The 26,195-nt window shown below is 41.7% G+C and carries 26 protein-coding genes, 8 tRNA genes and 1 other RNA gene; 30 read left to right on the top strand and 5 right to left on the bottom strand.

Annotated features, from left to right (window positions below; genetic code table 11):
- Position 1 precedes the first annotated feature (1 nt).
- The 4 genes from aspS to ABFX15_RS02855 all read left to right on the top strand — a co-directional run bounded on the left by aspS (position 2) and on the right by ABFX15_RS02855 (position 4,402).
- On the top strand, positions 2-1,786 hold the full coding sequence (gene aspS / locus ABFX15_RS02870) for an aspartate--tRNA ligase (RefSeq protein WP_346024005.1): 1,785 nt from the start codon (positions 2-4) through the stop codon (positions 1,784-1,786).
- Position 1,787: 1 nt separating this feature from the next.
- Positions 1,788-2,687, top strand: a complete 900-nt coding sequence (locus ABFX15_RS02865; RefSeq protein ID WP_346024004.1) for a deoxyribonuclease IV — start codon at positions 1,788-1,790, stop codon at positions 2,685-2,687.
- A 79-nt stretch (positions 2,688-2,766) separates the two neighbouring features.
- On the top strand, positions 2,767-3,450 hold the full coding sequence (locus tag ABFX15_RS02860; protein ID WP_346024003.1) for an NAD(P)H-hydrate epimerase: 684 nt from the start codon (positions 2,767-2,769) through the stop codon (positions 3,448-3,450).
- Positions 3,434-4,402, top strand: coding sequence for a tocopherol cyclase family protein (locus tag ABFX15_RS02855; RefSeq protein WP_346024002.1), 969 nt, complete (start codon positions 3,434-3,436; stop codon positions 4,400-4,402). The genes ABFX15_RS02860 and ABFX15_RS02855 overlap by 17 nt, the downstream gene beginning before the upstream one ends.
- Before the next feature lie 44 nt (positions 4,403-4,446).
- Here ABFX15_RS02855 and ABFX15_RS02850 read toward each other — a convergent pair whose 3' ends face one another.
- Positions 4,447-5,214, bottom strand: a complete 768-nt coding sequence (locus ABFX15_RS02850) for a helix-turn-helix transcriptional regulator (RefSeq protein WP_346024001.1) — start codon at positions 5,212-5,214, stop codon at positions 4,447-4,449.
- A 358-nt stretch (positions 5,215-5,572) separates the two neighbouring features.
- Between ABFX15_RS02850 and ABFX15_RS02845 the strand changes: the two genes are divergently transcribed.
- From ABFX15_RS02845 to ABFX15_RS02810, 8 genes are all read left to right on the top strand, one after another.
- Positions 5,573-6,463: a general stress protein gene (locus ABFX15_RS02845; RefSeq protein ID WP_346024000.1), complete on the top strand. Its 891-nt coding sequence runs from the start codon at positions 5,573-5,575 to the stop codon at positions 6,461-6,463.
- Positions 6,464-6,556: 93 nt separating this feature from the next.
- Positions 6,557-6,715, top strand: coding sequence for an SDR family NAD(P)-dependent oxidoreductase (locus tag ABFX15_RS02840; RefSeq protein ID WP_346023999.1), 159 nt, complete (start codon positions 6,557-6,559; stop codon positions 6,713-6,715).
- A gap of 60 nt (positions 6,716-6,775) precedes the next feature.
- Positions 6,776-7,357 (top strand): SDR family oxidoreductase, encoded by a 582-nt coding sequence (locus ABFX15_RS02835; protein WP_428830582.1) that lies wholly within the window; start codon positions 6,776-6,778, stop codon positions 7,355-7,357.
- A 19-nt stretch (positions 7,358-7,376) separates the two neighbouring features.
- Entirely contained in the window at positions 7,377-7,628 is a 252-nt protein-coding gene (locus ABFX15_RS02830) for a hypothetical protein (protein WP_346023998.1), read from the top strand.
- A 179-nt stretch (positions 7,629-7,807) separates the two neighbouring features.
- Entirely contained in the window at positions 7,808-8,770 is a 963-nt protein-coding gene (recX, locus tag ABFX15_RS02825) for a recombination regulator RecX (RefSeq protein WP_346023997.1), read from the top strand.
- Positions 8,771-8,778: 8 nt separating this feature from the next.
- Positions 8,779-9,948, top strand: coding sequence for an A/G-specific adenine glycosylase (gene mutY, locus ABFX15_RS02820; RefSeq protein ID WP_346023996.1), 1,170 nt, complete (start codon positions 8,779-8,781; stop codon positions 9,946-9,948).
- A 121-nt stretch (positions 9,949-10,069) separates the two neighbouring features.
- Complete coding sequence (ntdP, locus tag ABFX15_RS02815) at positions 10,070-10,606, top strand: nucleoside tri-diphosphate phosphatase (RefSeq protein ID WP_346023995.1); 537 nt, start codon at positions 10,070-10,072, stop codon at positions 10,604-10,606.
- Positions 10,607-10,710: 104 nt separating this feature from the next.
- Positions 10,711-11,550 carry a hypothetical protein gene (locus ABFX15_RS02810; protein WP_346023994.1) on the top strand — a complete coding sequence of 280 codons (840 nt, stop codon included), beginning with the start codon at positions 10,711-10,713 and terminating at the stop codon, positions 11,548-11,550.
- Between the two features lie 109 nt (positions 11,551-11,659).
- Here ABFX15_RS02810 and ABFX15_RS02805 read toward each other — a convergent pair whose 3' ends face one another.
- Positions 11,660-12,748 (bottom strand): FUSC family protein, encoded by a 1,089-nt coding sequence (locus ABFX15_RS02805; RefSeq protein ID WP_346023993.1) that lies wholly within the window; start codon positions 12,746-12,748, stop codon positions 11,660-11,662.
- Between the two features lie 165 nt (positions 12,749-12,913).
- On the opposite strand from ABFX15_RS02805, the gene ABFX15_RS02800 reads away from it, so the two are divergent.
- The 12 genes from ABFX15_RS02800 (at position 12,914) to ABFX15_RS02745 (ending at position 16,466) form a co-directional block, all read left to right on the top strand.
- Entirely contained in the window at positions 12,914-13,342 is a 429-nt protein-coding gene (locus tag ABFX15_RS02800; protein ID WP_346023992.1) for a Fur family transcriptional regulator, read from the top strand.
- 126 nt (positions 13,343-13,468) lie between these two features.
- A complete protein-coding gene (locus ABFX15_RS02795) occupies positions 13,469-14,374 on the top strand; it encodes a diacylglycerol/lipid kinase family protein (protein WP_346023991.1) in 906 nt (301 codons plus the stop codon).
- Between the two features lie 63 nt (positions 14,375-14,437).
- A complete protein-coding gene (locus ABFX15_RS02790) occupies positions 14,438-15,133 on the top strand; it encodes an alpha-amylase family glycosyl hydrolase (RefSeq protein ID WP_346024043.1) in 696 nt (231 codons plus the stop codon).
- 267 nt (positions 15,134-15,400) lie between these two features.
- Positions 15,401-15,473: transfer RNA gene (locus tag ABFX15_RS02785), tRNA-Asn, on the top strand.
- Between the two features lie 9 nt (positions 15,474-15,482).
- Positions 15,483-15,570, top strand: a tRNA-Ser gene (locus tag ABFX15_RS02780).
- An 18-nt stretch (positions 15,571-15,588) separates the two neighbouring features.
- Positions 15,589-15,660 (top strand) — tRNA-Glu (locus ABFX15_RS02775).
- 10 nt (positions 15,661-15,670) lie between these two features.
- A tRNA-Phe gene (locus tag ABFX15_RS02770) sits at positions 15,671-15,743 on the top strand.
- Between the two features lie 9 nt (positions 15,744-15,752).
- A tRNA-Tyr gene (locus ABFX15_RS02765) sits at positions 15,753-15,833 on the top strand.
- Between the two features lie 5 nt (positions 15,834-15,838).
- Positions 15,839-15,909, top strand: a tRNA-Trp gene (locus ABFX15_RS02760).
- Between the two features lie 59 nt (positions 15,910-15,968).
- A tRNA-His gene (locus tag ABFX15_RS02755) sits at positions 15,969-16,041 on the top strand.
- A gap of 6 nt (positions 16,042-16,047) precedes the next feature.
- Positions 16,048-16,119: transfer RNA gene (locus ABFX15_RS02750), tRNA-Gln, on the top strand.
- 152 nt (positions 16,120-16,271) lie between these two features.
- Positions 16,272-16,466 (top strand): hypothetical protein, encoded by a 195-nt coding sequence (locus ABFX15_RS02745; protein ID WP_091478621.1) that lies wholly within the window; start codon positions 16,272-16,274, stop codon positions 16,464-16,466.
- Between the two features lie 666 nt (positions 16,467-17,132).
- Here the strand turns inward: ABFX15_RS02745 and ABFX15_RS02740 are convergent.
- Together ABFX15_RS02740 and recU are read right to left on the bottom strand one after the other, a co-directional pair.
- Positions 17,133-19,709, bottom strand: a complete 2,577-nt coding sequence (locus tag ABFX15_RS02740; RefSeq protein ID WP_346023990.1) for a transglycosylase domain-containing protein — start codon at positions 19,707-19,709, stop codon at positions 17,133-17,135.
- Positions 19,710-19,837: 128 nt separating this feature from the next.
- Positions 19,838-20,464: a Holliday junction resolvase RecU gene (recU, locus tag ABFX15_RS02735; protein ID WP_346023989.1), complete on the bottom strand. Its 627-nt coding sequence runs from the start codon at positions 20,462-20,464 to the stop codon at positions 19,838-19,840.
- A 46-nt stretch (positions 20,465-20,510) separates the two neighbouring features.
- On the opposite strand from recU, the gene ABFX15_RS02730 reads away from it, so the two are divergent.
- The 6 genes from ABFX15_RS02730 (at position 20,511) to ndk (ending at position 24,390) form a co-directional block, all read left to right on the top strand.
- Entirely contained in the window at positions 20,511-21,098 is a 588-nt protein-coding gene (locus ABFX15_RS02730) for an SLOG family protein (protein WP_346023988.1), read from the top strand.
- Between the two features lie 327 nt (positions 21,099-21,425).
- Positions 21,426-21,740, top strand: a complete 315-nt coding sequence (gene gpsB, locus ABFX15_RS02725; protein ID WP_346023987.1) for a cell division regulator GpsB — start codon at positions 21,426-21,428, stop codon at positions 21,738-21,740.
- 19 nt (positions 21,741-21,759) lie between these two features.
- Positions 21,760-22,137: RNase P RNA component class B (rnpB, locus tag ABFX15_RS02720), an RNA gene on the top strand.
- Between the two features lie 99 nt (positions 22,138-22,236).
- Positions 22,237-23,361 (top strand): THUMP domain-containing class I SAM-dependent RNA methyltransferase, encoded by a 1,125-nt coding sequence (locus ABFX15_RS02715; protein ID WP_346023986.1) that lies wholly within the window; start codon positions 22,237-22,239, stop codon positions 23,359-23,361.
- 146 nt (positions 23,362-23,507) lie between these two features.
- Complete coding sequence (fosX, locus tag ABFX15_RS02710) at positions 23,508-23,906, top strand: FosX/FosE/FosI family fosfomycin resistance hydrolase (protein WP_346023985.1); 399 nt, start codon at positions 23,508-23,510, stop codon at positions 23,904-23,906.
- A 79-nt stretch (positions 23,907-23,985) separates the two neighbouring features.
- Positions 23,986-24,390, top strand: a complete 405-nt coding sequence (gene ndk, locus ABFX15_RS02705; RefSeq protein ID WP_346023984.1) for a nucleoside-diphosphate kinase — start codon at positions 23,986-23,988, stop codon at positions 24,388-24,390.
- Between the two features lie 316 nt (positions 24,391-24,706).
- On the opposite strand, the gene ABFX15_RS02700 is transcribed toward ndk, so the two are convergent.
- On the bottom strand, positions 24,707-26,023 hold the full coding sequence (locus ABFX15_RS02700; protein ID WP_346023983.1) for a Na+/H+ antiporter family protein: 1,317 nt from the start codon (positions 26,021-26,023) through the stop codon (positions 24,707-24,709).
- Positions 26,024-26,195 lie beyond the last annotated feature (172 nt).

Below are 26,195 nucleotides of genomic sequence, written 5' to 3'. Positions count from 1 at the left end.
CATGAAACGTACAGTATATTGTGGGGAAGTCAGACAGTCACATGAAGACCAGACTGTCACAGTTAAAGGATGGGTCCAGAAAAGACGAGACCTCGGGGGCATGATCTTTGTAGACCTGAGAGACCGTGAAGGGATCGTACAAGTCGTATTTAACGGAGAAATCAGCGAGGAAGCACTGAAGACAGCTGAAACCATCCGTTCTGAGTATATTCTTGAAGTAACAGGAAAAGTCGTTTCCCGTGCCGAACGACAGAAGAACAAGGACCTTGCTACTGGAGACGTTGAAATAGTAGCAGGCAGCATTTCAATACTGAGTGAATCCAAGACGCCTGTCTTTGATATCAGTGATGCTGTGGACGTATCTGATGATATCCGCCTGAGATATCGTTACCTGGATTTGAAACGTCCACGTATGCAGAGGAACATGAAACTTCGTCACGATGTGAAGAAGTCATTCAGAGACTTCCTGGACGACCGGGGATTCCTGGATATTGAAACACCTTACCTGACTAAATCTACACCGGAAGGCGCTCGCGATTATCTGGTTCCCGCTCGTACGAACCAGGGAAAATTCTTCGCATTGCCACAGTCACCTCAGCTCTTTAAACAGCTCTTAATGAGTTCAGGCTATGACAAGTATTATCAGATCGTCCGCTGTTTCAGAGATGAAGATCTGCGTGGAGACAGACAACCTGAATTTACCCAGGTGGATATTGAGACCAGTTTTATTGAAAAAGAAGACATCCAGGCACTGATGGAAGACCTTCTGGTTCGTCTGGTTAAAGATGTAAAAGGAATCACAATTGAGAAACCATTCCCAAGACTGACTTATAAAGAAGCGATGGAACGTTTCGGAAGCGACAAACCAGATCTGCGCTTCGATATGGAACTTGTAGACTTGAAGGATATTGCCGAACAGTCTTCATTCAAAGTCTTTTCTTCTGCAGTTGAATCAGGCGGCATGGTTAAAGGTCTGACTGTCAAAGGTGCAGCAGACTCGTTCTCCCGTAAAAATATCGATGCACTGGAATCAGTAGCGAAGATTTATGGAGCGAAAGGCTTAGCCTGGATGAAAGTGACCGATGAAGGACTGACAGGTCCGATCTCAAAATTCTTCTCTGAAGAAGAGATGCAGTCAGTCTTGATGAGTAAAATGGATGCTGCTCCAGGAGACCTGCTGCTGTTTGTTGCAGATAAAGATAAAGTTGTCTACGATGCACTAGGTGCTTTAAGAAGTCATCTTGGAAAGGAACTTGATCTGATCGATCAGTCACAACTGGCTTTTGCCTGGATCGTCGAATGGCCACTGCTCGAGTATGACGAGGAGGAAGGGCGATATAATGCAGCTCACCACCCATTCACTATGCCTGTAGAATCTGATGTCGAGTTGCTGAAAACATCTCCTGAAAAAGCAATGGCTGATGCCTATGATATCGTACTGAACGGATATGAAATCGGTGGAGGATCGATCAGGATCCATGATCGAGCGGTGCAGGAGGATATGCTCAATGCACTCGGATTTACTAAAGAAGAAGCTCAGAATCAGTTCGGATTCTTACTTGATGCGCTGGAGTATGGCTTCCCGCCACACGGAGGTATCGCGTTCGGTCTGGATAGACTGGTCATGATCCTAGCTGGAGAAGAGAACATCAGAGAAGTGATTGCCTTTCCTAAGAATGGTAAAGCGATCGATCCATTAACTAGTGCTCCATCAGTGGTTTCAAAGGATCAGCTGGATGAACTGAAACTGTCACTTCAGACAACAGAGGAAAAAACGGAGGAATAAAATGGTTTTACTAGGGTCACACGTATCGATGAAAGGGAAAGACATGCTGCTTGGAGCCGCGAAAGATGCAGCTCAATACGGCGGATCCACCTTTATGATATATACAGGTGCGCCTCAGAATACACGACGCAAAGCGATTGAAGATATGAATATTGAGGCCGGTCAGGCATTCATGAAGGAAAATGCAATCAATGTATCTGATATAGTCGTTCATGCGCCGTATATTATTAATTTAGGGAATACGATAAAAAAGGAAAACTATGCTTTTGCAGTAGAATTCATGAAAGATGAGATCAGACGTGCGGAAGCTCTGGGAGCGACTCAGATGACGATGCACCCCGGCGCACACGTCGGAGCGGGTCCGGAAGCGGCTATCGACCAGATCGCTCAAGGACTGAACGAAATCCTCCACAAGGATCAGACCTTGCAGATCGCTCTGGAAACGATGGCTGGTAAAGGAACTGAGATCGGTCGCTCATTTGAGGAACTGGCTCAGATCATCGAAAAAGTTGAATTAAAAGACAAGGTATCCGTCACAATGGATACCTGCCACATTCATGATGGCGGATATAACGTCAGAGATGATTTTGAAGGGGTTCTGGATGAGTTCGACCGAATCATCGGCCTGGACAAGCTGAAAGTCATTCATGTCAATGACTCCAAAAATGTTCAAGGTGCTGCGAAAGACAGACATGCGAATATCGGCTTTGGTGAAATTGGCTTTGATGCATTGAGTCAAGTTGTTCATCATCCGAAACTGGCACATCTGCCGAAGATTCTTGAGACGCCATTTGTCGGCGAAGATAAGAAGAACAAGAAACCGCCATACAAGCATGAAATCATCATGCTGAAGGAAAAGCAGTTTAATCCCGATTTATATGAAGATATTATGAACAGTTGATTAGCCGAGAGGAGTTTGTGTAAAAGCAGACTCCTTTTTTGTTATACTGATTGCAATACTATGCGGAAGGAGTCTGGACATGAATAAAGGATTAAGTGCAAAGCAGATCAAAGCAATCGATCAGTATACAATCGAGTCGATCGGTATGCCGTCGCTTGTGCTGATGGAACGAGCGGCATTAGCTTCTGCAGAAGCCATAATGGTAGACTTTGATTTCAAGAGTGCCTTCATCCTCTGCGGCACAGGAAATAATGGAGGGGATGGTATTGCAGTTGGGCGCCTGCTTCATCAGGCAGGCAAATCGGTTACCTTATGTATTTTTGGAAATTTAGAGCATGCGTCTGAAGAAACAACGGTACAACTGAGAATCGCTAAGAATCTGAATGTCCCCTGTGTGTATAGACATGATGACCACTGGCCGGATGATCCCGACACATTGATCGTTGATGCGTTATTTGGTATAGGTCTTGACCGGGCGGTAGAAAATCCTTATCTGGAAGTGATCAGACGAGTAAATGGTTTAGGATATCGAAAAGCAGCCATCGACATTCCATCTGGTTTATCTGCAGATACCGGTTCTGTGTTAGGAGCCGCCATAAAAGTGGATAAAACGTACAGTATAGGTTTCTGGAAAAACGGATTTTCCAGTAAAGAATCAGAGACGTATACAGGAGAGATACAGCTTTTGGACATAGGCTATCCATCTTTAACCGAGCTGGCTCATATAATAGATCAGGAGGAAAGCAATGGCGAACAGATTTAATTTTAGAGGAGAAAACAGAAGAGAGAACTATTTTGAAGGATGGTTTATCAAGACTAATGATAAGAAAAATGATTTATCAGTGGCATTGATCCCTGGTGTTGCACATTTCTCAGAACATGAATCCTTTGTTCAATATAATATCGTCTACAAGGATACTTATTATAGTGGGAAAATTACTTTCAGCAGAGATGAATTCGATGTCGTGGGAGATCCTCAGACTGTCATGATGCCCAAATTCGTGTTTAATGAAAAAGGTGTAAAGGCCAGCCTTAATGACGGAGAGACTGAGCTGCTTATCGATTTTTATTTCGGTCTGTTCCTTCCTATAAGACAGAGTCTGTACACGCCAAGTATCATGGGGCCACTCGAATACTTGAACATGCCATGTAACCACGACATTGTAAGTCTGAGGCATACCGTCAAAGGCAGAATCAGTATTAATGGAGAAGCGATCGAATTGTCTGATGCTTTAGGTTATATCGAAAAGGACAGGGGCAGTACTTTCCCCAGCCGTTATGCCTGGGCACATGCCAATGGATTTGAGCACAATAGTGAAGCTACTCTGTTTCTTTCTGCTGCTGAACTGGAAAAGGGTCCATTGAAAAAAGAAGGGGCCATTGCCATCTTTCATGATGGAAAAGAAGAGCATCGGTTCGCTACTTATTATGGAACAGTAACTGATTTGACGGTCAGTCCAGATGAGGAGTCTTATACGATCACTATGAAGGATCTGTTCAAAAAACTTGAAGTAACGGTAAGTCTGAAGAACGGAGCAGAGTTGATTGCTCCAATGCATGCCGGCATGGATTATCCAATTAAAGAGACGGTCAAATCTGATATAACAATGACATTCATTCAAAAAAATGGTCCAACCTATCATCTTAAAAGCTCGAGTGGAGCAGGGGAGCTGGTCAACTGGGAGAGTGTTGAGAGAGAACATATCTCAAAATAATTAAAAGGGCTTGAACAGTTGTCCAAGCCTTTTTGAATCTAATATTAAATTTTTTCTCTGTCAGGCAATTCTTTTAAATACTTAGTAGGGGTCTGACCTGTAATTTTTTTGAATACTTTTGTGAAATAGGAATGACTGTTGAAGCCAGCCAAGTTTGCAACTTCACTTAACTGATGTTCTCCTAAATGGAAGTAATATTTTGCCAGATAAACACGCTGCTGGTTAACATAGCCGATAAATGTATTTCCCGTTTCTTGCTTAAATTTACGTGCAAGATGAACTGGATGCATCCCATAAATCGAAGCAATATTTGTCAACGTCAGTTCGCCTGTCAAATTTTCAGTAATATAACTGACAATCTCTTTCAGGACCGTAGAATAACTAGATGTAGAGAAGTGAATGACTGCGTGGCAGTATTCTCTGAAAATCTGGAAATAAACATGTTCAACTAGATAATCAATTGAATCAGCGTCGTTGATAATCATTGAAAACCGCTCAAAAATCAGATGTAAGTAAAGGGGCAACACCCCACCGTTTTTAGCAGCGATACGAGCATACGTATTGACAGTGACAAGATGACTTTTAAACCGATGAATGAGGTCGTAGTCACTGGTCTGATCCAGATATTCCAGTACTTTCTCTACATCGATCAAATCAAGTGTTTCTTCAAGTAGTTGGCTATTACCGGCTGTTATGGCATCTGACAATTGATCCTGGATTAAATATCGGTAATTCATTGATTCACTTGTGAGCTCCTTGAGTTTATTAATCCGTTCTTTCTTCAAGGCTTCTTTTTTCTCATGACTCTTCATAAGATCTAATCCTTTCCCAATTGCTATAATCGATAACATCTCCCATGTTAAATATACCATAACACTGAAGAAAATAAACAATAATTGCATAAAAAACGGCTGTTTTTTAAGACTTTTTTTTGAAAAAGGGTAAAATATTAATTTTTTTAGCAGTAAAATACTATATTAGAATTATTGTTTTATGATACTGACTCATTATTATAATGTGCATAATATAATAAATATACATTATTAAATTTTATTCATCAGAAACTCACTGAAAAGCGTATTCTTTTACAAGTTATTAAGTCAATGATAACATTAATCATGTAAGTAAGTGAATAAAATATGACAAAATTAATGACGAAAGGGTGATGAAATGGATCGTCACATCTTGGGAACATTTTCGGATGAAGAAGACACAATTAAAGAGGTTAATCGCCTGATCAGTGAGGAAGGTTATTCTTCCGATGAGCTTACTTTGGTTATGGACAGGCACAATTCGTACGACGCGAGGCTTAACAGCTTGAAGAATGTTCAAGTCGATCAAGTCACTGTCGAAGAAAGCGATGGTAACGTCTGGGAGAAGATTAAAGAAACCTTCTCTTTTGGTTCTTATGACAGTGAAGCTTCTCACTCAATTCTTGAGGATTACGGTGTTCCTCATGATCGAGCTGAACATTACATGGATGCATTGCAAGAAGGGGAAATCATACTTCTGGCCAACAGTGATGCACCACGAACAATAGAGTTATCAGAAGTAAATGAAGATATAGTAAAAGAGGAGAGAAATGACATGACAGATAAAGATAAAAGAGATGCACCATTAGATGAGGTCAATTCTGAAGAAGAATCAGCGATAAAAGATGACAAAAGTCAGGATAAGGAACCTAAAGATATTGAAACATCTGAAACAGATGAGGAGTTAATGACAAATTCCATTGATCCGAGTCAGGTTGAACATACGCGTAAAGAAGAAGTTCAAACACCTCAATCATTTTCTGACGAAGAGCACAGTGGTGAAGATCTGAAACAGAATAAAAAGGAAGATCCGGATCTGACAGGAGAAGAAGAAACAGTAGAAGTTGAAGAATCTGTACATGGATACGGCAAAGACGTGGCAAAAGGGGTTGTCAAACCTGAACCTAAGAGTCCTTTGAACACTGAAGGTAAACAGGAAAAAGATCCCTCAGAAAAATCAGATGCACCTGAAGCAGATGCCAATTATCCGGAAGACTCAGAAGATGCTGGGATGAAATCCGAAAATTAAATCATTCAAGGAGCGAGATATATTGGGAGAACGGGACAAAGTAAAAACACAGAAGCCGAAAAAGATTATTTCATGGATGATGAGTCCAAGAATATGGATCGAAAACCTCTCATAGAATCAGACACCTACAAAACTGCAGGTAAACTTGAAGGAAAAGTTACTCTAATTACGGGTGGAGATTCTGGAATTGGAGCAGCTACTGCTATTCTTTTCGCTAAAGAGGGTGCAAAGGTTGCGTTCACCTACCACTAATCTGATGAAGACGCCACCCGTACTGAAAATCGACTGAAAGAAATCGGAGCAGAAGTTCTCGTGTTTAAAGGTGATGTTGGTGACGAATCATTTGCTGAAGAGGTAATCAGCAGTCTAACTGACAAATGGGGCAACATCGATGTGCTTGTCAATCATGCCGGTGAACAGAGATACCAGTCAAGTATCACCGATATCAAGGCGGAGCAGATTGACAGGACCTACAGAACAAATATATTCAGTATGTTCTACTTTGTAAAAGCAGCACTGAATCATTTGTCAGAAGGCGCTTCGATCATCAATACTTCTTCGATAACAGCATACAAAGGTAATCCGACACTTATGGACTATTCTGGAACAAACGGTGCTCGAGTTGCATTTACTCGTTCTCTGGCTCAGAATCAGGAAATTCTAGATAAGAAAATCAGAGTCAATTCTGTTGCACCAGGACCGATCTGGACCCCTCTGATTCCTTCAACGTTCCCTGAAGAGGCTCTGGAGGAGTTTGGTAAGGACGGAGCACTTGGTAGACCCGGAGAAGCTTATGAACTTGCTCCTGCCTATGTTTACCTGGCTTCCGATGATTCCAGCTATGTTACAGGACAGACGATTCATGTAAACGGTGGAGTGATAGTGAACGGATGACAAAGTAAAGGATGATAGTATGTCAAAAGATAATGAATTAAAAAGAACTAACCATAATGAAAGAAATAATGGTGGAGACGACCCCGCATATAATCAGGTCGTTTCTCCTGATACTTCAGCTCCTCTTGGCTACATCAAAGATCGTCCCTTGAGAGACAAACTGTCAGAAGAAGAAGTGGACAGAAAAGCCAAAGGAGAGTCTCCCGGAAACGAAGTGGAGCTGGATTTAAACCCTAATCCAGATACTGAAAGTGAAGACGATACTGTTTAATAGCCTTAAGCTAGGATACTCCAGTTGAGAGTGTTCTAGCTTTTTTTGCAGAATTCAGGACTGGCTGGCAAAGAGGACGAACTGAAATTTACAAATCCTGACTACGAGCTGAGCACCATTAAAAACTTCGGGCAAACATGCTATACTGGATGAAGATACTACATCAAGGAGGGGACATAGTGACTCGTGAAGATGAAATAAAAAAAGCAGTAAAACTGATCGAACTGGGACCATCAAGCCCTAAAAATAGTGATGCTGATCCGAAACAGAAGAAAAAGTCTGCTGCTGGCAAAAAGATTAAATCAGGGAAAGAGAAAAGTCAGAATAATAAACCATCAGAACCGGACACTTATATTATCACGAAAGTTCAGGCTCAAAAAGCCAAGAACCGATTCAACATTTACATCAATGATGAATATGCCTTCCCAGTTGATGACAATCTTCTTGTTCAACATAGACTGATCAAAGGCAAAGAGCTGACTGAAGAAGAAATCGATACCCTCAGGGAAAAGGGAGAAATGAGTAAAGGCTATCAGGCTGCCCTTCATTATCTGAATTATAAAATGAGGTCAGAAAAAGAAATCGTCGATTATTTAATTGACAAGGAATACCAGACAATCGAGCCGATTATTGAAAAACTGAAAACTCATCGACTGATCAATGACGAAGAATATGCCAAGAGTTTCGTCCGCACAAATAGTCTGCTGAAACTGGAAGGTCCCCGAAAAATCGAGCGCGCTATGGGTGAAAAGGGGCTGAGCAAGTCAGACATTCTGACCGGACTGGATGAATACTCTCCTGAACTACAAGTCGAAAATGCGGAAAAGCTTGCAGAAAAAGTACTTAAACGCCAGCGCAACAAATCAAGTAGAGAAATGAATCAGAAAGTACGTCAGCAGCTGATGACCAGCGGATTCGATTCAGATGTGATCCAGCAGGTCATGGATGATCTGGATGTAGACCAGTCGGATGATGAGGAATATGAAGCGCTCAAGAAACAAGGAGAAAAAGCCTGGACCCGTTATGCCAGGAAATATAAAGGATATGATCTTTTCAGTCGGACCAAAGCTTTCTTGTATTCGAAAGGCTATCCATCTGAACTGATCGATCAGTTTATCAATGAAAAAAAGGAAGATGAGTGACTAATTGTATGAAGAATAAAGACTTACTGAAAGAAAAAGGCATTATTATGTGGAGCGATGATAAGATAGAGGCGTTCCAGAAAACCCTCCTTGACTGGTATGATGCAAACAAGCGTGATCTGCCCTGGAGAAGGACCTCAAACCCTTATTACATCTGGATTTCAGAAATCATGCTGCAGCAGACCCAGGTAGACACAGTGATTCCTTACTACGAGCGGTTTATAGACACTCTGCCGGAAATCAGTGATCTGGCAGCAGCTTCAGAGGATACACTTCTTAAATTATGGGAAGGACTGGGCTATTACTCCAGAGTGAGAAATATGAAGGTGGCAGCGGGTCAGATCATGGCCGACCATAACGGAATTTTTCCAGAGGACTACGATGCCATTAAAAGTCTGAAAGGAATCGGCCCTTATACAGCAGGAGCGGTAAGCAGCATAGCTTTCAACCGGCCTCACCCAGCCGTGGATGGCAACGTCATGCGGGTACTGAGCCGCCTGTTTGAAATCGAGCTCGATATCGGCAAAGCATCCAGCCGCAAGGTCTTTGAAGAAATGATACACCTGCTCATTGATCGGGAACGCCCAGGAGATTTTAATCAAGCCTTGATGGATCTTGGAGCCACCATTTGTACACCTAAGAATTACAAACCTGAAACGAGCCCGGTCAAGGACTTTAATGCATCATATTTAAATGAAACATGGGCAAGATACCCGATAAAACAAGGGAAGAAAAAAGTCAGAGAAGAAAACTATGTCGTTCTTGCTGTACCCACTGATGAGGGTGAATACCTTTTTCAGAAAAGAGCATCAGAAGGCGTTCTTTCTGGCATGTGGACTTTCCTCATGATCCCCACAGAGGTAATAAATGAAGATGGATGGAAATCCTTCGGTGGTTCAGCCGATTCATTGACAGATACACAGGCTGAGCTTCTGGTTGACTACATCAAGAATGAGTATGGTCTGATTATTGCATGTGATAATAATTTAAAAGGGACGTATACACACATTTTTTCTCATTTAAAGTGGCATATGTCTATTTATGAGGCAGTAGTCATTGGCGAAACTGAAACTGGTCACTCGCTTCATGCAATTCATCCGGATGATTTTCCTGATACTGCTTTTCCAGTTCCGACTCAGAAAGTATGGGAAATGGTCAATACCATTACCTTATTTTAGAGATTACCTCCCCGATTTGCTTAAACATTCTTCCCTCAAGAGTAATTTATGATATAATTACTCTTGAGATTTGGGAAACAGGCTATACTTTTTCTAAAATGATTAGAGAGTTGGAACATAGATGAAATTTCCGAAAGAAGGGGAGTTCATCACAATCAAAAGCTATAAGCACGATGGCAGCCTGCACCGTACCTGGCGTGATACGATGGTTCTCAAAACCACAGAGAATGCTCTGATAGGTTGCAACGATCACACTTTAGTCATTGAATCAGACGGCCGACGATGGAAAACGAGAGAACCCGCTCTTGTATACTTCCATAAACACTACTGGTTCAACATCGTCACGATGATTAGACAAAAAGGGACATCCTATTATTGTAACATGGCTTCGCCTTTTCTGATCGATGAAGAAGGAGCTAAATATATCGACTATGACCTTGATGTCAAAGTTTTTCCAGATGGTGAAAAACGTCTGCTGGATGTAGATGAATACGAAGAGCATAGCAAAAAATGGGACTATCCTGATGAAATCGATCTGATTTTAAAGGAGCACATCAAAATACTTGTTGAATGGATCAATGAGGGAAAAGGTCCTTTTTCAGAAGGCTATGTCGACTTGTGGTATGACCGGTACAAGCAGCTGACCGGCAAGAAATGATTGTGAGGAACAGTACAGTAGAAAGGCAATTAAGCCTTCTACTGTTTCCTTATGTTTAAGCTCATATAAGTATAGTTATCTTACATAAGAAAGGACAACTGAATATGAAAAAGAGTATAATTAGTATTCCGATTCTTCTGGTCGCTTGTGTTCTGACTATTTTCTTCGGGCAGCGCTACGCAGCCAATCAGAGAGAAGAAATGACCGAAGAGCAAGGGGAATCAATTCAGGAGGAACCTGTAGATGGAGAAGATGAGCCGGCAGAAGAACCAGTCGAGCCTTCTGCCAACTTAGAAGATTACGAAGGGCGACTGGACACATTGTCGCATGTCGATCGGATCGATTACCTGTCATTAATTAATGACGAGGTTTCCGTGGCATTTTTTGGAGACATTGACTTAAATGCAGAATGGATGCGTACAGTCACAGAAGCCATTGAATCAGCAGCAACAAATGGGGCTGATATTCTCGATTATACAGAAGCTGGTCTTGATTCCTACGAACTGTATATCAGACAGACCGCACAGCCTCTTGTTCAAGAGAATCCTGACATTATTCTATTCGGACTTCCGGCTCTTCCTGACAAAATTAGAGATATTGGCCTTGCTGAAACAGAACAGTATATGACCAGCATCTTGAACAGTTTTTCTGCTCTTGAAGAATCTGAACTGATCCTGCTGGAACCTTATCCTGTCGTACAGGAAATTGATCAGCTCAATTCACGCTCACTGGACTACCGGAGCTACCTGAACCGGATGAGAGAACTGGCTCAAGTCAGAAATCTCCCAGTCATTTCACTGCATTCGGAGTTCACAGAGAGAGCTCAGGAAAATGGTCTTGAGTCTTACTATAATCCTAACAATTTTTCACTGACTGCTGATGGTGAGCAGCTCGCTGCTGATATAGTGACTGATCAGTTAAATGAACCTGTCAGTCAGCCTTAAGGGGAATAACTTTGAGATAAATTCAATAAGCAACGAAAAGCCCATGAGGTGCAGAGCTAGTCCAGAGTAAACGGCATCATTTCTGCATCTCATGGGTCTTATTGCTTATTTAATGCAACGAATCAACGGTTGACACATTGTTTCTATGACTAGACTTGTATCTGCTTACCAGCTTATTAAGATGCTGGAGGTTTTCTTCATAAATCAGAACAACTGACATCAGATGAATGACCGTATTACTCTGTCCATAATCATTTTTAAGATATGACTCAAGGCTTGCTTCGTTAAAGAACGACTGCATAAAGGTGATCCGTAGATCTGACTTGTATGCGATGAAATTGACTTCCTGAGGTAAAACTCGGCCGTTCCATTTCAGGATGATCTGTTCATGAGCAGACATCAGTGTTTCAAGACGCTCTCTCAAGAGGACACGAAGCTCTTCTGGGAAATGATTGTAGACATTCTCTGACTGATGCAGAGTCTTGACCAGGTTATACGCTGCTTCTGTCGTCCGAATAAACTGACGGTAAACAACGAGAAGGCGGGTCAGTGACGTATCACCGTGCTTTCTCCAACGGCTCCATTCTGTGTCCTGTAGGAAGGTCAGATATTTTTTCATGTCACTGATGGACTCGTCAATCGAATTAAGATCAGATCTCATAAGAGAATACTGAACATTTTTCCTGAGGCTTACTCGTATGAAACGAGTAAGATCATCAGTCACCTGATTAGTCAGTTGGAACAATTTTTTTTCATAATTTGGCGGAAGGATAAAACGATTGATTATAAATGCAATCCCGACACCGATAAAGGTAGCAAGTACACGAATCGTCGCATTCGTATAGATATCTCCATCAGTCGACAGCATAATGATGATCAGGGTCATGGTAGACAGACCAATCACATTGTTCAGCTTCATTTGATGAAGGATGGCAATAAGTATAGCTGTTGCAAAGCTGATAATGACGATGGATGTTCCAAAAGCACTGGTCATGAGAACGGCAACGAAACCACCGATTGTATTGGCGACCAGACGATCCACTAGAGTCTGATACGATTTTTTTACTGACGGCTGCATGGAAGCAACCACGGAAATACCTGCAAGTGAGGCGCCTTCTTCAAAACCTAAAGTAAGTGGGATGAGTAAGGAAAGGAAGACGGCCAGGCTTGTCTTGAATGTTCTAGCTCCGATTTTCATATCGTTAATTTCACTCTTTCCAGTATGATTAGACTAAGTATACTACAAACACTAGAAAACTTTAATAAAAACCGAACATAACGCTGACATCTTGTTGCAAAATACGATTTAAAACTGTATCATTTGTTTAGACAGTAGGAAATATACCAAAAGGATGGATAATTAATGAGTTACCTGGTTGAACAATCCATTGAACGATTAAAATTCAATAATATCAGAATCACCCCGCAAAGACATGCCATATTAGAATATCTGATCGATCAGGATAATCATCCTACCGCTGATGAAATTTACAAGGCACTCGAAAGCCGTTTTCCGAGTATGAGTGTGGCCACTGTTTACAATAATCTGAGACTATTTACCGAACTCGGCCTGGTCAAGGAAATGATGTACGGAGACAATTCAAGCCGGTTCGACTTCGCTTCCACTGAACATTATCATGCGATTTGCTCTGAATGCGGAAAAATCGAAGATATTTATTACCCTGGTCTGGATGATGTCGAAGTAGTGGCAAGCAACCTGACTGGTTTTGCTGTCAATTCTCATCGTCTAGAAATTTACGGACTCTGCCCTGATTGCCAGAGTAAAAAATAGTAATCCTGATATGCATAGTTAAGGACTGGAGTCGTGCTAAACGTCTTCAGTCTTTTTTTATTCTGTTAATATAATTATTTATAGTACAATAAGGACATAAGTGAAAGACAGAATAGAGGGATATAAATGAACGATATCATGATTATTGCAAACCCTTCTGCAGGAAAAAAACGTGCAGAGGAACTTGCCGAAAAAGCCCTTGTTGCCCTTGGTGAGCAAAATAGAGAAGCACAGATCAGACTAACAGAGAAGAAGGAGGATATCTCTAAATTCGCAATAGATGCAGCCCGTAAGCACTACCGCTTAATTATTGTACTAGGTGGTGACGGCACAGTCTCTGAACTAGCAAATGGGTTGATCGATCAGGAGTATAAACCGTCTATCGGTATCATACCGGCCGGAACCGTAAATAATATAGCAAGAGGGCTGAATATATCGGTGGACCCTGACGAGGCTGTAAGGGATTTGACTGCCTGTCGTGAGCAGATAGCAGATGCAGGGAAAATCAACGGGCAGCTCTTTTTGAGTTCCATTTCTGCCGGATCCCTGCCCGAAACCGTCTGGGAAGTCAGTGATGAACAGAAAGAACGTTACGGTACAGCTGCATACTTTATTGAAGGAATCAGGACACTTAGAGAAGAAGAGTGCTATAACTTTAATATGGAAGTGGATGGTGTCAGTCACAATAAAAAACTCAGTCTGCTGCTGATAGGGGCATCGCATTCTGTAACGGGCATACCGAATTTCTTCAATGATGCTGAAGTGGATGACGGATATCTATACATGCTGGGCATAGAAGAGTCAACTATCAGAGAAAAACTTTCAATTTTTTCACAATTGCTGAGCAGGAAAACAACATTGAATGAGTCACAGGAAAAAGCGTTTGTACTGCCGTTCAAACAGGCGGAGATAAAAACTGACCATCCTGATGTACATGTAGCCATCGATGGTGAAAAAGGGCCGTCTTTTCCGGCACATGTAGAAGTCCAGCCCGGTTTTCTGACATTTCTCGTTCCTTCAGGAAAAAGTTGAGTCCGTTATGACTGAGACACATCAAAAGACTATGAAAAACGGTTCTGTTATTATGGAGGTCCTATTCTTTTCTGGAATAATCATGGTCGTCCGCGTGCACCTCAAAAATACGGAGATATGGAAGAATACCGTGATGAAACAGCAAAAACAATGGCAACCTTACTGTATCTTCAAAGAGGAATTCCAATCATTTATTACGGTGAAGAAATCGGGATGAATAATTCCTGGTTTGACGATCCGGGAAACGTGACGGATTCAGGTGTCAGAGAATTTTATAACTCGGCTAGGGAATATGGCTGGAGTCATGAAGAAGCGATGAAAAATATCAATCTAACTACTAGAGACGGTAGTCGAGGGATCATGCAGTGGACGGATGACAAATATGCTGACTTCACTGATGATGCTGATCCCTGGATAAAGTATAACCGGGAAAGTAATTATAATGTACGAGATCAGGAGAAAGACGAGAACAGCATTCTGCACTATTACAGAAAGCTGCTCGATCTGAAGAAGACCAATTTATTTAAAGATGGAGACTGGTCGCTGGACGATGAGACTAAAGAGAATCTGTATGTTTATGAACGAACTTACCAGGGTCAGAAAGGCCTTGTCTGCTGCAACTTCTCTTCAGAAACAGAAACGTATCAGATCAAGTCATCAGACTTTCCAGGAGAAATGGTCCTGTCGGTAGGAGAAGTTGATGTTACTGATACTGAAATTACTCTAGGTCCATATAGTTCATGCGTCTTGGTAAACTGATTAAATCAACTGTATAAGAAATAGTTGAATCCCCGGACGTGCTGTCACAGTGACGAATTCGGGGATTTATGTCTGTATAGTACTGAAGCAATTTTTCCGGTCATTAATCCGGTATTGCTTCTTTCTGTACAAATTGATATAATTATAGGAGAAGTAAGCGTATTTACTTCTTGTTACGAGTATCATCATTATATGATCAGCAAGATATTGTATTGACACTGTGGTAGACAGGTGTTATGATATAAGAGTTGCTGAACAAATTAACTATCCGCAATAGCTCAGTTGGTAGAGCGCACGACTGTTAATCGTGTTGTCGCAGGTTCGAGCCCTGCTTGCGGAGTTTTCTTATGGAGAATTGTCCGAGTGGCTGAAGGAGCACGCCTGGAAAGCGTGTATACGGTTTTTCCGTATCGAGGGTTCGAATCCCTCATTCTCCGTAGTTTTAATTTATCCACGGCCCCTTGGTCAAGCGGTTAAGACACCGCCCTTTCACGGCGGTAACACGGGTTCGAATCCCGTAGGGGTCATACATAAATAGGCGCTGTAGCTCAGTTGGTAGAGCAACGGATTGAAGCTCCGTGTGTCGGCAGTTCGACTCTGTCCAGCGCCATAGCATTTTGGAGGGATAGCGAAGTGGCCAAACGCGGCGGACTGTAAATCCGTTCCTTCGGGTTCGTAGGTTCAAATCCTACTCCCTCCATCGCTAGGGGTATAGTTTAATGGTAAAACTATGGTCTCCAAAACCATCGATGTGGGTTCGACTCCTGCTACCCCTGTTAGCGTGAATTTGCATGACATCTTACAACAATTATGCTATCCTTTTTATATGAATATGGCGACTGTGGCGAAGTGGTTAACGCACCGGGTTGTGGTCTCGGCATTCGTGGGTTCGATCCCCATCAGTCGCCCTTCAATGGGCTATAGCCAAGTGGTAAGGCAACGGGTTTTGGTCTCGTCATTCCTAGGTTCGAATCCTAGTAGCCCAGTTTTATATCAATCCTTGTACTGACTAAGTCATGCAAGTGCTGATCATATGGAACTCAATGCCGATGCATTGAGTTTTCTTTGTATATCACGTGCTTTTCCAGTTCGCGCGATTGACTGGGGTGCATAATCTAAACAGAAAAGGGTTTTTATCATGGGAAAGAAACATGGCATTTTTTTGCTGTCGATGGGAATCATCATTTTAGTGCTGTCTATTTATATTGTCTTTTTAGATCCGATTGTCGGTGGAGTAGGTCTTTTAATAGGAATCTGGAACATCTTTATAGGTATACGAACAATCAGAGGGAAATGGTTCTTTGGTTCACGATTCAATGATGAGGACGAGTAGAATAAGTAAGTAGGGCGTAATGACCTGTAAAAGGGTACACGCTCTTTTTTTGTGCGCTGATACGGGCATCAGCGTTGATCTTGAATCGATCGAAGTAGAAGGCGGTAAAATTCTAGGTAGATGCTCAGTATCAGATGACTATAACTTGAATTTCTAGGTAACGTCAGAACAAGAGAAGTCTGATGGTATTTTTATGCTGAGAGAGGGAAGTAAGGTATAACTAAAAGCAGTCTACTTATAGTTCAGTAAGGCAGTTAATTGGGGAGGTGTCGTTAGGTACCGTCTAGTTGCAGCTTATCATTCAAATTACATTAGAATCTACAATTAGGAGCCTTCTAGCTGTAGCTCTGTACTTAAATGAGACTTGTACTGAAGCTAGAAGCCGTCTAGTTAAAGCAAATGAGAAAAAGTTAGAATTGAGCTACAATTAGAAACCTTTTTAATGACAACTCTTAGAGTAAATAACAAAGCAAAGTATAACTAGACGCTACAAGTGATACTTTAGTCTTTATTACACAACCATATGGTAGCTTAAAACTATTAAATTAGAAATCACATTACTAAAAAAAGCATCCGACCTGTCAGAGTATAGTCTACTCAAGACAGGTCGGATGTTTTTTACATTATTAGTTTGTATTCAATCAGAAGTTGAAAATAGACGATTGATTATTCTTCAGAATCTTCCTCAGTTTCGTCTTCTTCAGGTTCTTCCTCAGGCTCTTCTTCCTCAGGCTCTTCTTCCTCAGGCTCCGGTTCAGTTCCTGGCGGTTCTTCTTCTGTTTCTTCTTCCTCCTGAGGTTCTTCAGGTTCTTCTTCGATATCTTCCTCAGGTTCCTCTTCAGGCTCTTCTTCTTCCTCTTCTTCATCGATTCGTTCAGGTATCGTGATGGAGACAGATGATTCTGGCCCAGTGTTTCCATATGCAGAAACAGAGAGGGTGATGGTCAATGAGCCGGAAGGGGGCTCGGTGATGACCGCTTCGGTGTCGCTTAGAGTAGTTGACTGACCGTCCACCGACAGATTATAAGTGACTGATTCATCTTCATTGTCTAAAGTGTACTCGTCCCAAGTGATAGTCAGTTCATCGGATTCCTCATCAAAATCAGCTGACAGACCAGTTGGAGCTGACAGTTCTTCACCATATGAGGTTGATATGTCAGAAGGTTCTGTGCCGGCCACAAAGAGTTCTGTGACGATACTATCAGAAGGGGTGTTAGGCCCTGGCAATTTAGCTGGATTCGATCCATCTTCAACATCAACGACGCTGACAGAAGAAGGGCGAGACCAGTCGCTGTTATCCATACCTTCAGAGACATACTCCATGATTATACGGTAAATTTGTCTGGGCAGTTGACGGGTGCCGTCATTCAGGCTTAAATAGCCGTCTCCAAAGCTGTCATATCCTGCCCAGACTGATAGGGAGTAATTAGTTGTATACCCGACGTACCAAGAATCTGGAACAGCGCCTGAAGGATAATTGTATTGGTCCAATTGATCTTGAGTAAAGTTAGTTGTACCCGTTTTACCTGCTTGAGGCAGATTGGAAATACCAACTGTATTGTAATTCGCAGAAACAACACCTTTAAGCACATCAGTAATCATATAAGCCGTATAGTCAGACATCGCCTGATTTGTTTCTGGAGTCAGATCGATTTCCTGTCCGTCTTGAGTAATCACTTTAGATACTGTGTACGGTTCAGTATAGTATCCTCCATTAGCAAAAGCTGCATAAGATCCAGCTAACTGCAGAGGAGTCATTTCCGCATTGATTGCATTTGATGGAACAATCGATCCTTCATCGGAAAAGTTTTCGATATCGATGCCCAAGTTAGTGACGAATTCTTCGACCTGATTCATTTCCAGATCTTCATTCATTATTTTTGCTGCTGGGATGTTTCTGGAGTCAACTAATGCGTCACGCAAGCTAATCTGACCTCTGAACTGTCGATCATGATTCCTTGGTGTCCAGTTGGTTCCAGGCACAGTATACTCTTCGTCAACGATTTGATGATAAGTCGAGTACTGTAAATGCTCGATAGCCGGTCCATACGTCGTTAGAGGTTTTATTGTCGATGCGACTTGTTTAACCTGTAGAGCGCGGTTAGCTTCTCTTTCTCCACCTTGGCTTCGTCCGCCACCGAGAGCTCTAACTTTACCTGTTTCAACATCTACTAAAGAAATAGCCGAGTGGAGTTGTTCATTTACGAAATCGACGTATTCATCTGTATTGAGAACATCAAACACTTTCTGCTGAGCATCGACATCAATATTTGTTTTAATTGTCAATCCTGCTGTGTGTGGGTTCAATTGAGTTTTTTCTTCAACTTCTGCAAGAACGGCAGTGATGTAGCTGTCAAAAACTAAGTTGTTCCGTTCATCCTGGGACCGTTCGATCAACCCTTCATCTATCGGTGTATCCATAGCTGCAGTTGCTTCTTCTTCAGTAATCATTCCTTCGCTGCGCATCACACTGATGACGACATTACGTCGGCGCTCTGCAAGGTCCGGATTGACGTATGGATTGAATCGGTTAGGGGCCTGAGCCATTCCTGCAAACAGGGCCGCTTCATGGATTTCAAGTTCACTGACGTGCTTACCAAAATATTCTTCAGCTGCGGTTGCAACGCCGTATACATTTCCTCCCATGTGAATTTTATTTAGATATAAGGACATGATCTGTTCTTTGGACAACTGACGTTCCAGCTGAACAGCCAGCCAAGCTTCCTGAGCTTTACGTCTCAGCGTCTGATCTTCACGTGCGGTTGAGAAGACAGAGAGTTTAACGAGCTGCTGAGTGATCGTGCTTCCGCCACCAGAAATCTGGCCACGATTTGTAACAAATCCTGTAGCTGCACGAGCGATACCAATAGGATCGACACCCCTATGACTGAAAAAACGCTGATCTTCAATTGCAGTTATTGCATTGATCATTACTTCTGGAAATTCGTCTGGATTTGCAAAGTTTCTACTTTCTGCTCCTAATGTATAGAAGACTTCCCCGTTCATATCCACCAGTTCAGAAGAAAAACTTCCTAAAAGGTCATCTTTAGTCATTTCAGGGGCGCTGGCTGCATAGTAGATGAATAAGGATCCACCTGCAACGACAGCAAGCATCATCAGTGCAAACAGTGTCAGAAAGGCACGTTTGATCCATTTTCCAGCGCCACCTTTTTTCTTGGGCTGATTAGAATTCTTCTTGTTTTTCTTGTAATTTTTTCTTGTAACTTGATCGTTCTGGGACATATTACGCTCCTTCTCTTCCATTAAATTAGCTAACCTGGAAGACAGCATTATTCTTTGTTTATATCAAAAAAAACATTACACTAATTTATCTGGCCCGTCAATAGAGCGGTTTTTTTCTTAAACTGTTCTTAAAGATCTCTGTTCACAATTAACTGATCTACTATAGTAAGGTAGGGGAGGCGAGGAGCTAAAGAATAGGGAAGTTCATAACCATCCTTTTCAAAGACGGAATAAGGAATAGATTTCTTCCCCTTCTCTTCAAACTGCTGGTCCCACCATTTTTTTAAGACGGAAAAGTCCAGAACAAAAACTTTATCAAGGGTACTGAAACGGACCACTATGAAACAAATCCCACCTTGATCGACGCAGGCTTCCATGTGAGACAGCTGATGGTCATGGAAGTTTTTAAGAGGAAAAGATGTTTTGTTTCTAGTTTCCTTCGCTTCAAAGTCAATGTAGTAGCCATTATAGATGCCGTTGTAGTCTGTAGTAGAAGCCTTTTTATAATATGCTTCAGTAATTTTAGCCGCACTTCGACTCGGATAGTCGACATTCACAATTTGAATTGGAATCGGTTTTTTATGAATCACGGCAATTTTTCTTAGGAGATAGTAGTCGTTCGTCTGGTTCAGATCTTCTTCGAGAGTCATTCCTCGATTACTGTACCCCGTTTTTTTCTTCTTCGGTTGATTTTTTTTAGTCTTTTTGTCATCATTAATAAGATAAGGTTGACCATTAGGGTAACGAATAGTCATTTATTTTCACACCTTTAATTCAGGATACTATCAGTTTACCAAACAATTGTTTCTAAATATAGAATGGGAGGAGAAGTTTATCAAAAATTTATATGTCAGCGGGTATCGCTCATATGAGGTCTCAGTATTTGCTGAAGATGACCCAAAGCTGCATTATATCAAGCTGTATTTTGAGAAAAGACTGATTGACTATATTCATGAAGGGCTTGAGTGGGTGATTATTTCTGGAAATATAGGTACGGAGCTTTGGATGGGCGAGGTCGTTCAGAAAGTAAAGTCGGACTACCCCGACTTGAAGCTAGCTGTTCTGCTCCCATTCACTAATTTTCAGAGCAACTGGAATGAAAAAAATCAGGGTCTTTTTAATACAATCGTAGAAAAGGCAGATTATCTGAATTATACATCAAACTCTGATTACCAGAATCCAGGCCAGCTGAAAAATAATCAGGAGTTCATTATAAGAAATACTGATGGCTGCCTGCTCTTTTACGATACGGAGCATGAAGGTAAGGTCAAGTTTTTCTATGAAGCAGCTAAGAGATTTCAGGAAACAAGTACGTATGAAGTGGACCTGATATCATTTGATGAACTGCAGTGGTTCATCACTGATCTTGAAGAGGACCAGTTTGACTAAGGCCTTGGATAAAAATTGGGACAAACTCAACATAGAAATTTAATCTGCCTGCCCGCGCAGCTGCAGAAGAGTATAGCATCATACATCTGTTTTTCTTTTTATTCATAAATCAGCATAACCTTTCTTCAAGTAATTGGATATGATGATTGATACATCAAGATTGAGATAAGTCAGACATATTTTAGAACTATGTCATAATTAAGATGTGGGTATCTTCACTTTTATAGTAGAGTTTGTTATAATAGGTGTTGTAGTATAAAGTATAGCATAATCCAGTAAACGAGTTTAAACCAACATAAATGAATCGATAATAGATGAGGTGTAGGAATGGATAGGGAATTGACTCAAAAAGAGATCCTTGAAAAAGATTTTAAAACTAAAGTGCGTGGATACGATCCAACCGGTGTAGATGAATTTCTTGATGTAGTCATTAGAGATTATGAATCATTTCAGAATGAAATCGATAAGCTGAAAGCTGAAAATAATCGTCTGCTTGATAAGCTGGATGATCAGTCGAAACAGATGAGCACTCAAAATCAGAGCCAGAATCAGTCCGGTTCTAATGTCACAAACTTTGATATTCTAAAACGTTTATCAAATCTTGAGCGTCACGTTTTCGGTTCAAAACTGGACAATCAGTAAATAACATTTGAATAGTGTACATCACGGATAATCGCACAGCTATTTATTAAGCTGTGAGGAAAGTCCATGCTCACACAGGCTGCGATGCCTGTAGTGTTCGTGCGCAGCGAAACAATAAGCTGCGGCTCTCAAGTGATTGAGATGACGGCAGGAAAAAGAGCTAAGGGGAGACCTATGCTTGAGTACCCTTGAAAGTGCCACAGTGACGAAGCAGACGGGGAAACGCGTCTGGTGGAACGCGGTAAACCCCTCGAGTGAGCAACCCAAACATATGGTAGGGGCACTTTTCTCCTGGAATTGAACAGAGAGAAGAGGCCGGGCTTATTGCCCGTGCAGACAGATGGTTATCTCTGAGTGGACTTCACCGTCCATTCTAGACAGAACATGGCTTACAGTGATGTACATAGTGACTGAAATCCTCTCTTTTTAGGGAGGATTTTCTTTACGTCAATTGAAAAATCATTCATACTATAAGAAAAAGAGAGGTGTCGGATAAATGACGTATCAATTGCTGGCAACAGCGGCAAGCGGAATAGAAGCGCTTGTTGGAAACGAACTGAAAGACATGGGATACAACGTTGAAGTGGAGAACGGTCGTGCTCGCTTTGAAGGTGATAAAGAAGACATAGCGAAAGCTAACTTGTGGCTCCGTACAGCTGACCGCGTGAAAATCATCGTAGGCGAATTTGAGGCTAAAACATTTGATGATCTATATGAGCAGACGAAAGCCCTGCCTTGGGATGATTACCTGGCTATGGACTCAGCTTTTCCTGTCAGCGGAAAATCTATTAAATCGACATTGTACAGTGTGCCTGATGTTCAGCGTATTGTAAACAAAGCGATTGCTGACAAAATCAAGGCTGTCTACCATCGTCGTGGAATGCTTCCAGAAACTGGAGCTAAGTTCCCAATCGAAGTCGCTATCCGTAAAGATAAAGTCCTTTTAACAATCGATACTACTGGACCGAGTCTGTTCAAACGCGGCTACCGTATTGATAAAGGTGGCGCACCCCTAAAAGAAAATATGGCTGCAGCTTTGGTTATGCTGACAACTTGGCGAAAGGACCGTCCTTTTGTCGATCCGACGTGCGGTTCCGGGACTATTCCGATTGAAGCAGCTCTGATCGGTCATAACATTGCTCCAGGCTTCAACCGCAGCTTCCTGTGTGAAGACTGGCACTGGATGCCAAAAGAGTTGTGGCAGAAAGTCCGCATGGATGCAGAAGAGCAGGCTGACTATGATATTGAACTGGATATTTTAGGAACAGATATCGACGGACGTATGATTGAAATCGCCAAAGCCAATGCTCTGGAAGCAGGCTTGTCTCATAGCGTAGAATTCAAACAGCTTCAAGTAGCAGACTTTAAGACAGACAAGGAATTCGGCATCATTGTCTCCAACCCGCCATATGGGGAACGACTAGGGGACCCTGAACAGGCTTATCAGATCTACCGTGATATGGGCCAGGCCTTCAGACCACTGACTACTTGGAGTAAGTATATCATAACCAGCGATTTGGACTTTGAAGAGCACTACGGTCAAAAAGCAACCAAGAAACGTAAACTGTACAACGGATACCTTAGAACGGATTATTTCCAGTACTGGGGTAAGCGTAAATAAGTAACAGGAAACAAAAACGATCAAACTCATTAACTACCAGGATGTTAGACTGGTGGATGATGGGTTTTTTCGTATTTATACTAGAAGTCATCTTTATAAAAAGATATACTGCTGTCATAGAGAATTCATTGTTGAGGAGGGCAAGAATGGTTGAAGGATTGAGTCACAGTACATTGGTCGTCACAGATCTTGACAGAACAGCCCAGCTGTTTTCTGATATATTTGAAGCTGAAGAAGTTTATGACAGTGGAGCAAAGAAGCATTCGTTTTTCAAGGAGAAATCCTTTCTTATTGCAGGCGTCTGGGTTGCTATAATGGAAAGCGAAGATATAAAAAATGAAACGTATCATCACGTCGCATTCAAACTATCAGATTCTGATTATGAAGCTTATAAAGAAAAACTTGAGATTAGCGATATCCGAATGAGAGAGTCCAGGCCGAGAATAGAGTGTGAAGGGCGTTCGCTTTATTTTTACGACTATGATAACAATTTGTTCGAACTGCATACTGGAACGCTTGAAGAACGCCTTGATAGTTATAACTAAGATGTAGGTCGATTTCTTACTTTTATATGCTCAGAAATCCTAGTGAAGATACGTAAATGTTTTGAGAGGATGGATCATAATGGAAAAGACTTTAGTCATTATAAAACCAGATGCCGTGGAAAGAAATCTGATTGGACAGATAATAGATACATATGAAAGAAACAATTTGAAGGTCATCCAGATGAACATGCTTAAACCTACTTTAGAGCAAGTTCAGAAACATTATTCTGAGCATCAGGGGAAGTTTTTTTTCGACAGGCTAGTTGAGTATCTGACGAGCGGTGATATTGTTGTCCTGTTATTGGAAGGAAAAGGAGCTATCGAGCGTGTCAGAAAATTAAATGGAAAAACTAATCCGGAAGAAGCAGAAGAAGGGACATTAAGAAAACGATTTGGCATTGACCACACGAGAAATTCGGTTCATGCGTCAGATTCTGAAGAAAAAGTGGCATATGAATCTGCAATCTGGCTTGCTAAATCATAAATAAGAGCGAAATTAAAAAATAGAGCGCAGAAGGATAAGGCCTTCCGGGCTCTATTTTTGTATGCTGAAAGTGTGGAATACAAGTTTCCTCACATAAGATCTTTCTTTCTCGGACTGAGAATCAGAAAGAGAAAACTATGTATAAAGAATAAGATGAGCCATAGAATCCCTATCCATATAGCCTCGATAACAAGCGGAATAATAAAAAATGGCATGGTCAGAAGGATGATCATTGAAACAAATAGGTGCAAAATCACTTTTCTTTCATGTCTGTCCCGTCCTTTCTATAGTTAAAAATGATGATTGGAAATAATTACTATAAGATAACCGCTCCAATAATTCCGAAGATAATGATCGGAATATCAAAGTGGGTGAATGTTGCCACGCAGGTGTCCCAAATGTGATCGTGCTGGCCATCTACATTCAGACCGGCTGTTGGTCCAAGCGTACTGTCTGAAGCTGGAGAACCGGCGTCACCAAGAGCTGCACCTGAACCGATCAGAAGAATCGTCGCAGCGGGACTGAAACCTAACTCTAAAGCTAAAGGAACATAGATTGCAGCGATGATTGGAACCGTACCAAATGAAGTTCCGATACCCATTGTAATGAACAGGCCTAAAATGGTCATACCTGTAGCGGCAAGAAGCTGGTTGTCACCTATAATCCCTGTAACTGATCCAACTAACGTTTCAACGCCGCCTGTCGCACGGATGACATCTCCGTATCCAGAAGCAACCAGCATAACGAAGGCAATGAAGCCCATCATGCCGATCCCATCTTTAACCATTCCATCCAGGTTAGTCCATTTGATCGCTCCGCCGACAACCATGATTGCCAGCCCGACGATAGCACCTAGGACTAGTGATCCAACAGCGAGTTGAACAACTAGGGCAGAGATTGCACCAATAAGGGCAAAGATGTGTGTCCGATTAAGTTTGACTTCTTCCTCTAACTCATCCCGGTCCTTATAACCAAACTTGTTGCCGGAGTGTTCATCGTACTCACGAGGTTTACGGTAAGTAATAAGAACGGCAATCAGTAAGCCAACGAGCATAGCTAGCCCAGGAATCCATAGAATCTGCCAGATGGAAATATCGCTGACGTCCATTCCACTCTGAGCCATCTCGTCGCGAATGATGTTGTGGAAAATCAGTCCGTAACCTACAGGAATCGTAATGTAAGCTGATTTCAAACCAAAGGTCAGTGCAGTCGCGACAGCTCGTCTATCTATTTTCAGTTTATTGAAAACTGAAATAAGCGGGGGAATAAGAATCGGGATAAACGCGATGTGGACCGGAATCAGATTCTGAGAGAACATACTGATAAACGCAATAATGAATACAAGTGTGCGTCCAGTTCCTCTAATACTTTTCGACAATCGTTGGGTCACGATTTTTGCTGCACCAGTCTGATGAATGGCTGCAGCTAAGGCACCAAGTAATATGTAGTTCAGTGCAGTCTCTGCATTTCCACCCATACCACCTATCAATGTTTCCAGCGTTTCGATAAGAGGCATTCCTGAAACCAGGCCAGCCACGATTGCCGCAACAATAAGCGCGAGTAGTACGTTCAGCTTGAATAAAGATAATCCAACCATCACGAGTACTGAAATTAAAACAGGGTTAGTTAACACGTTCTCACTCCTATAATTATAATCATGCCAATTTAGCTTAACTAAAATAATACCATAGGTTTGCTTTAAGTAGTAAATGTTTTAGTTAGATGTATTATTTAAGTGAACCAATTTCATAACTAACTTTTTAAAAAAGGAAACACTCGTCTAATTTCAAAATGACTATTTTTTA

It is taken from the genome of Alkalibacterium indicireducens (assembly GCF_039522005.1).
In the GTDB taxonomy this organism is placed as follows: Bacteria; Bacillota; Bacilli; order Lactobacillales; family Carnobacteriaceae_A; genus Alkalibacterium; species Alkalibacterium indicireducens.
This window is presented reverse-complemented; position numbering and strand designations above follow the sequence as displayed.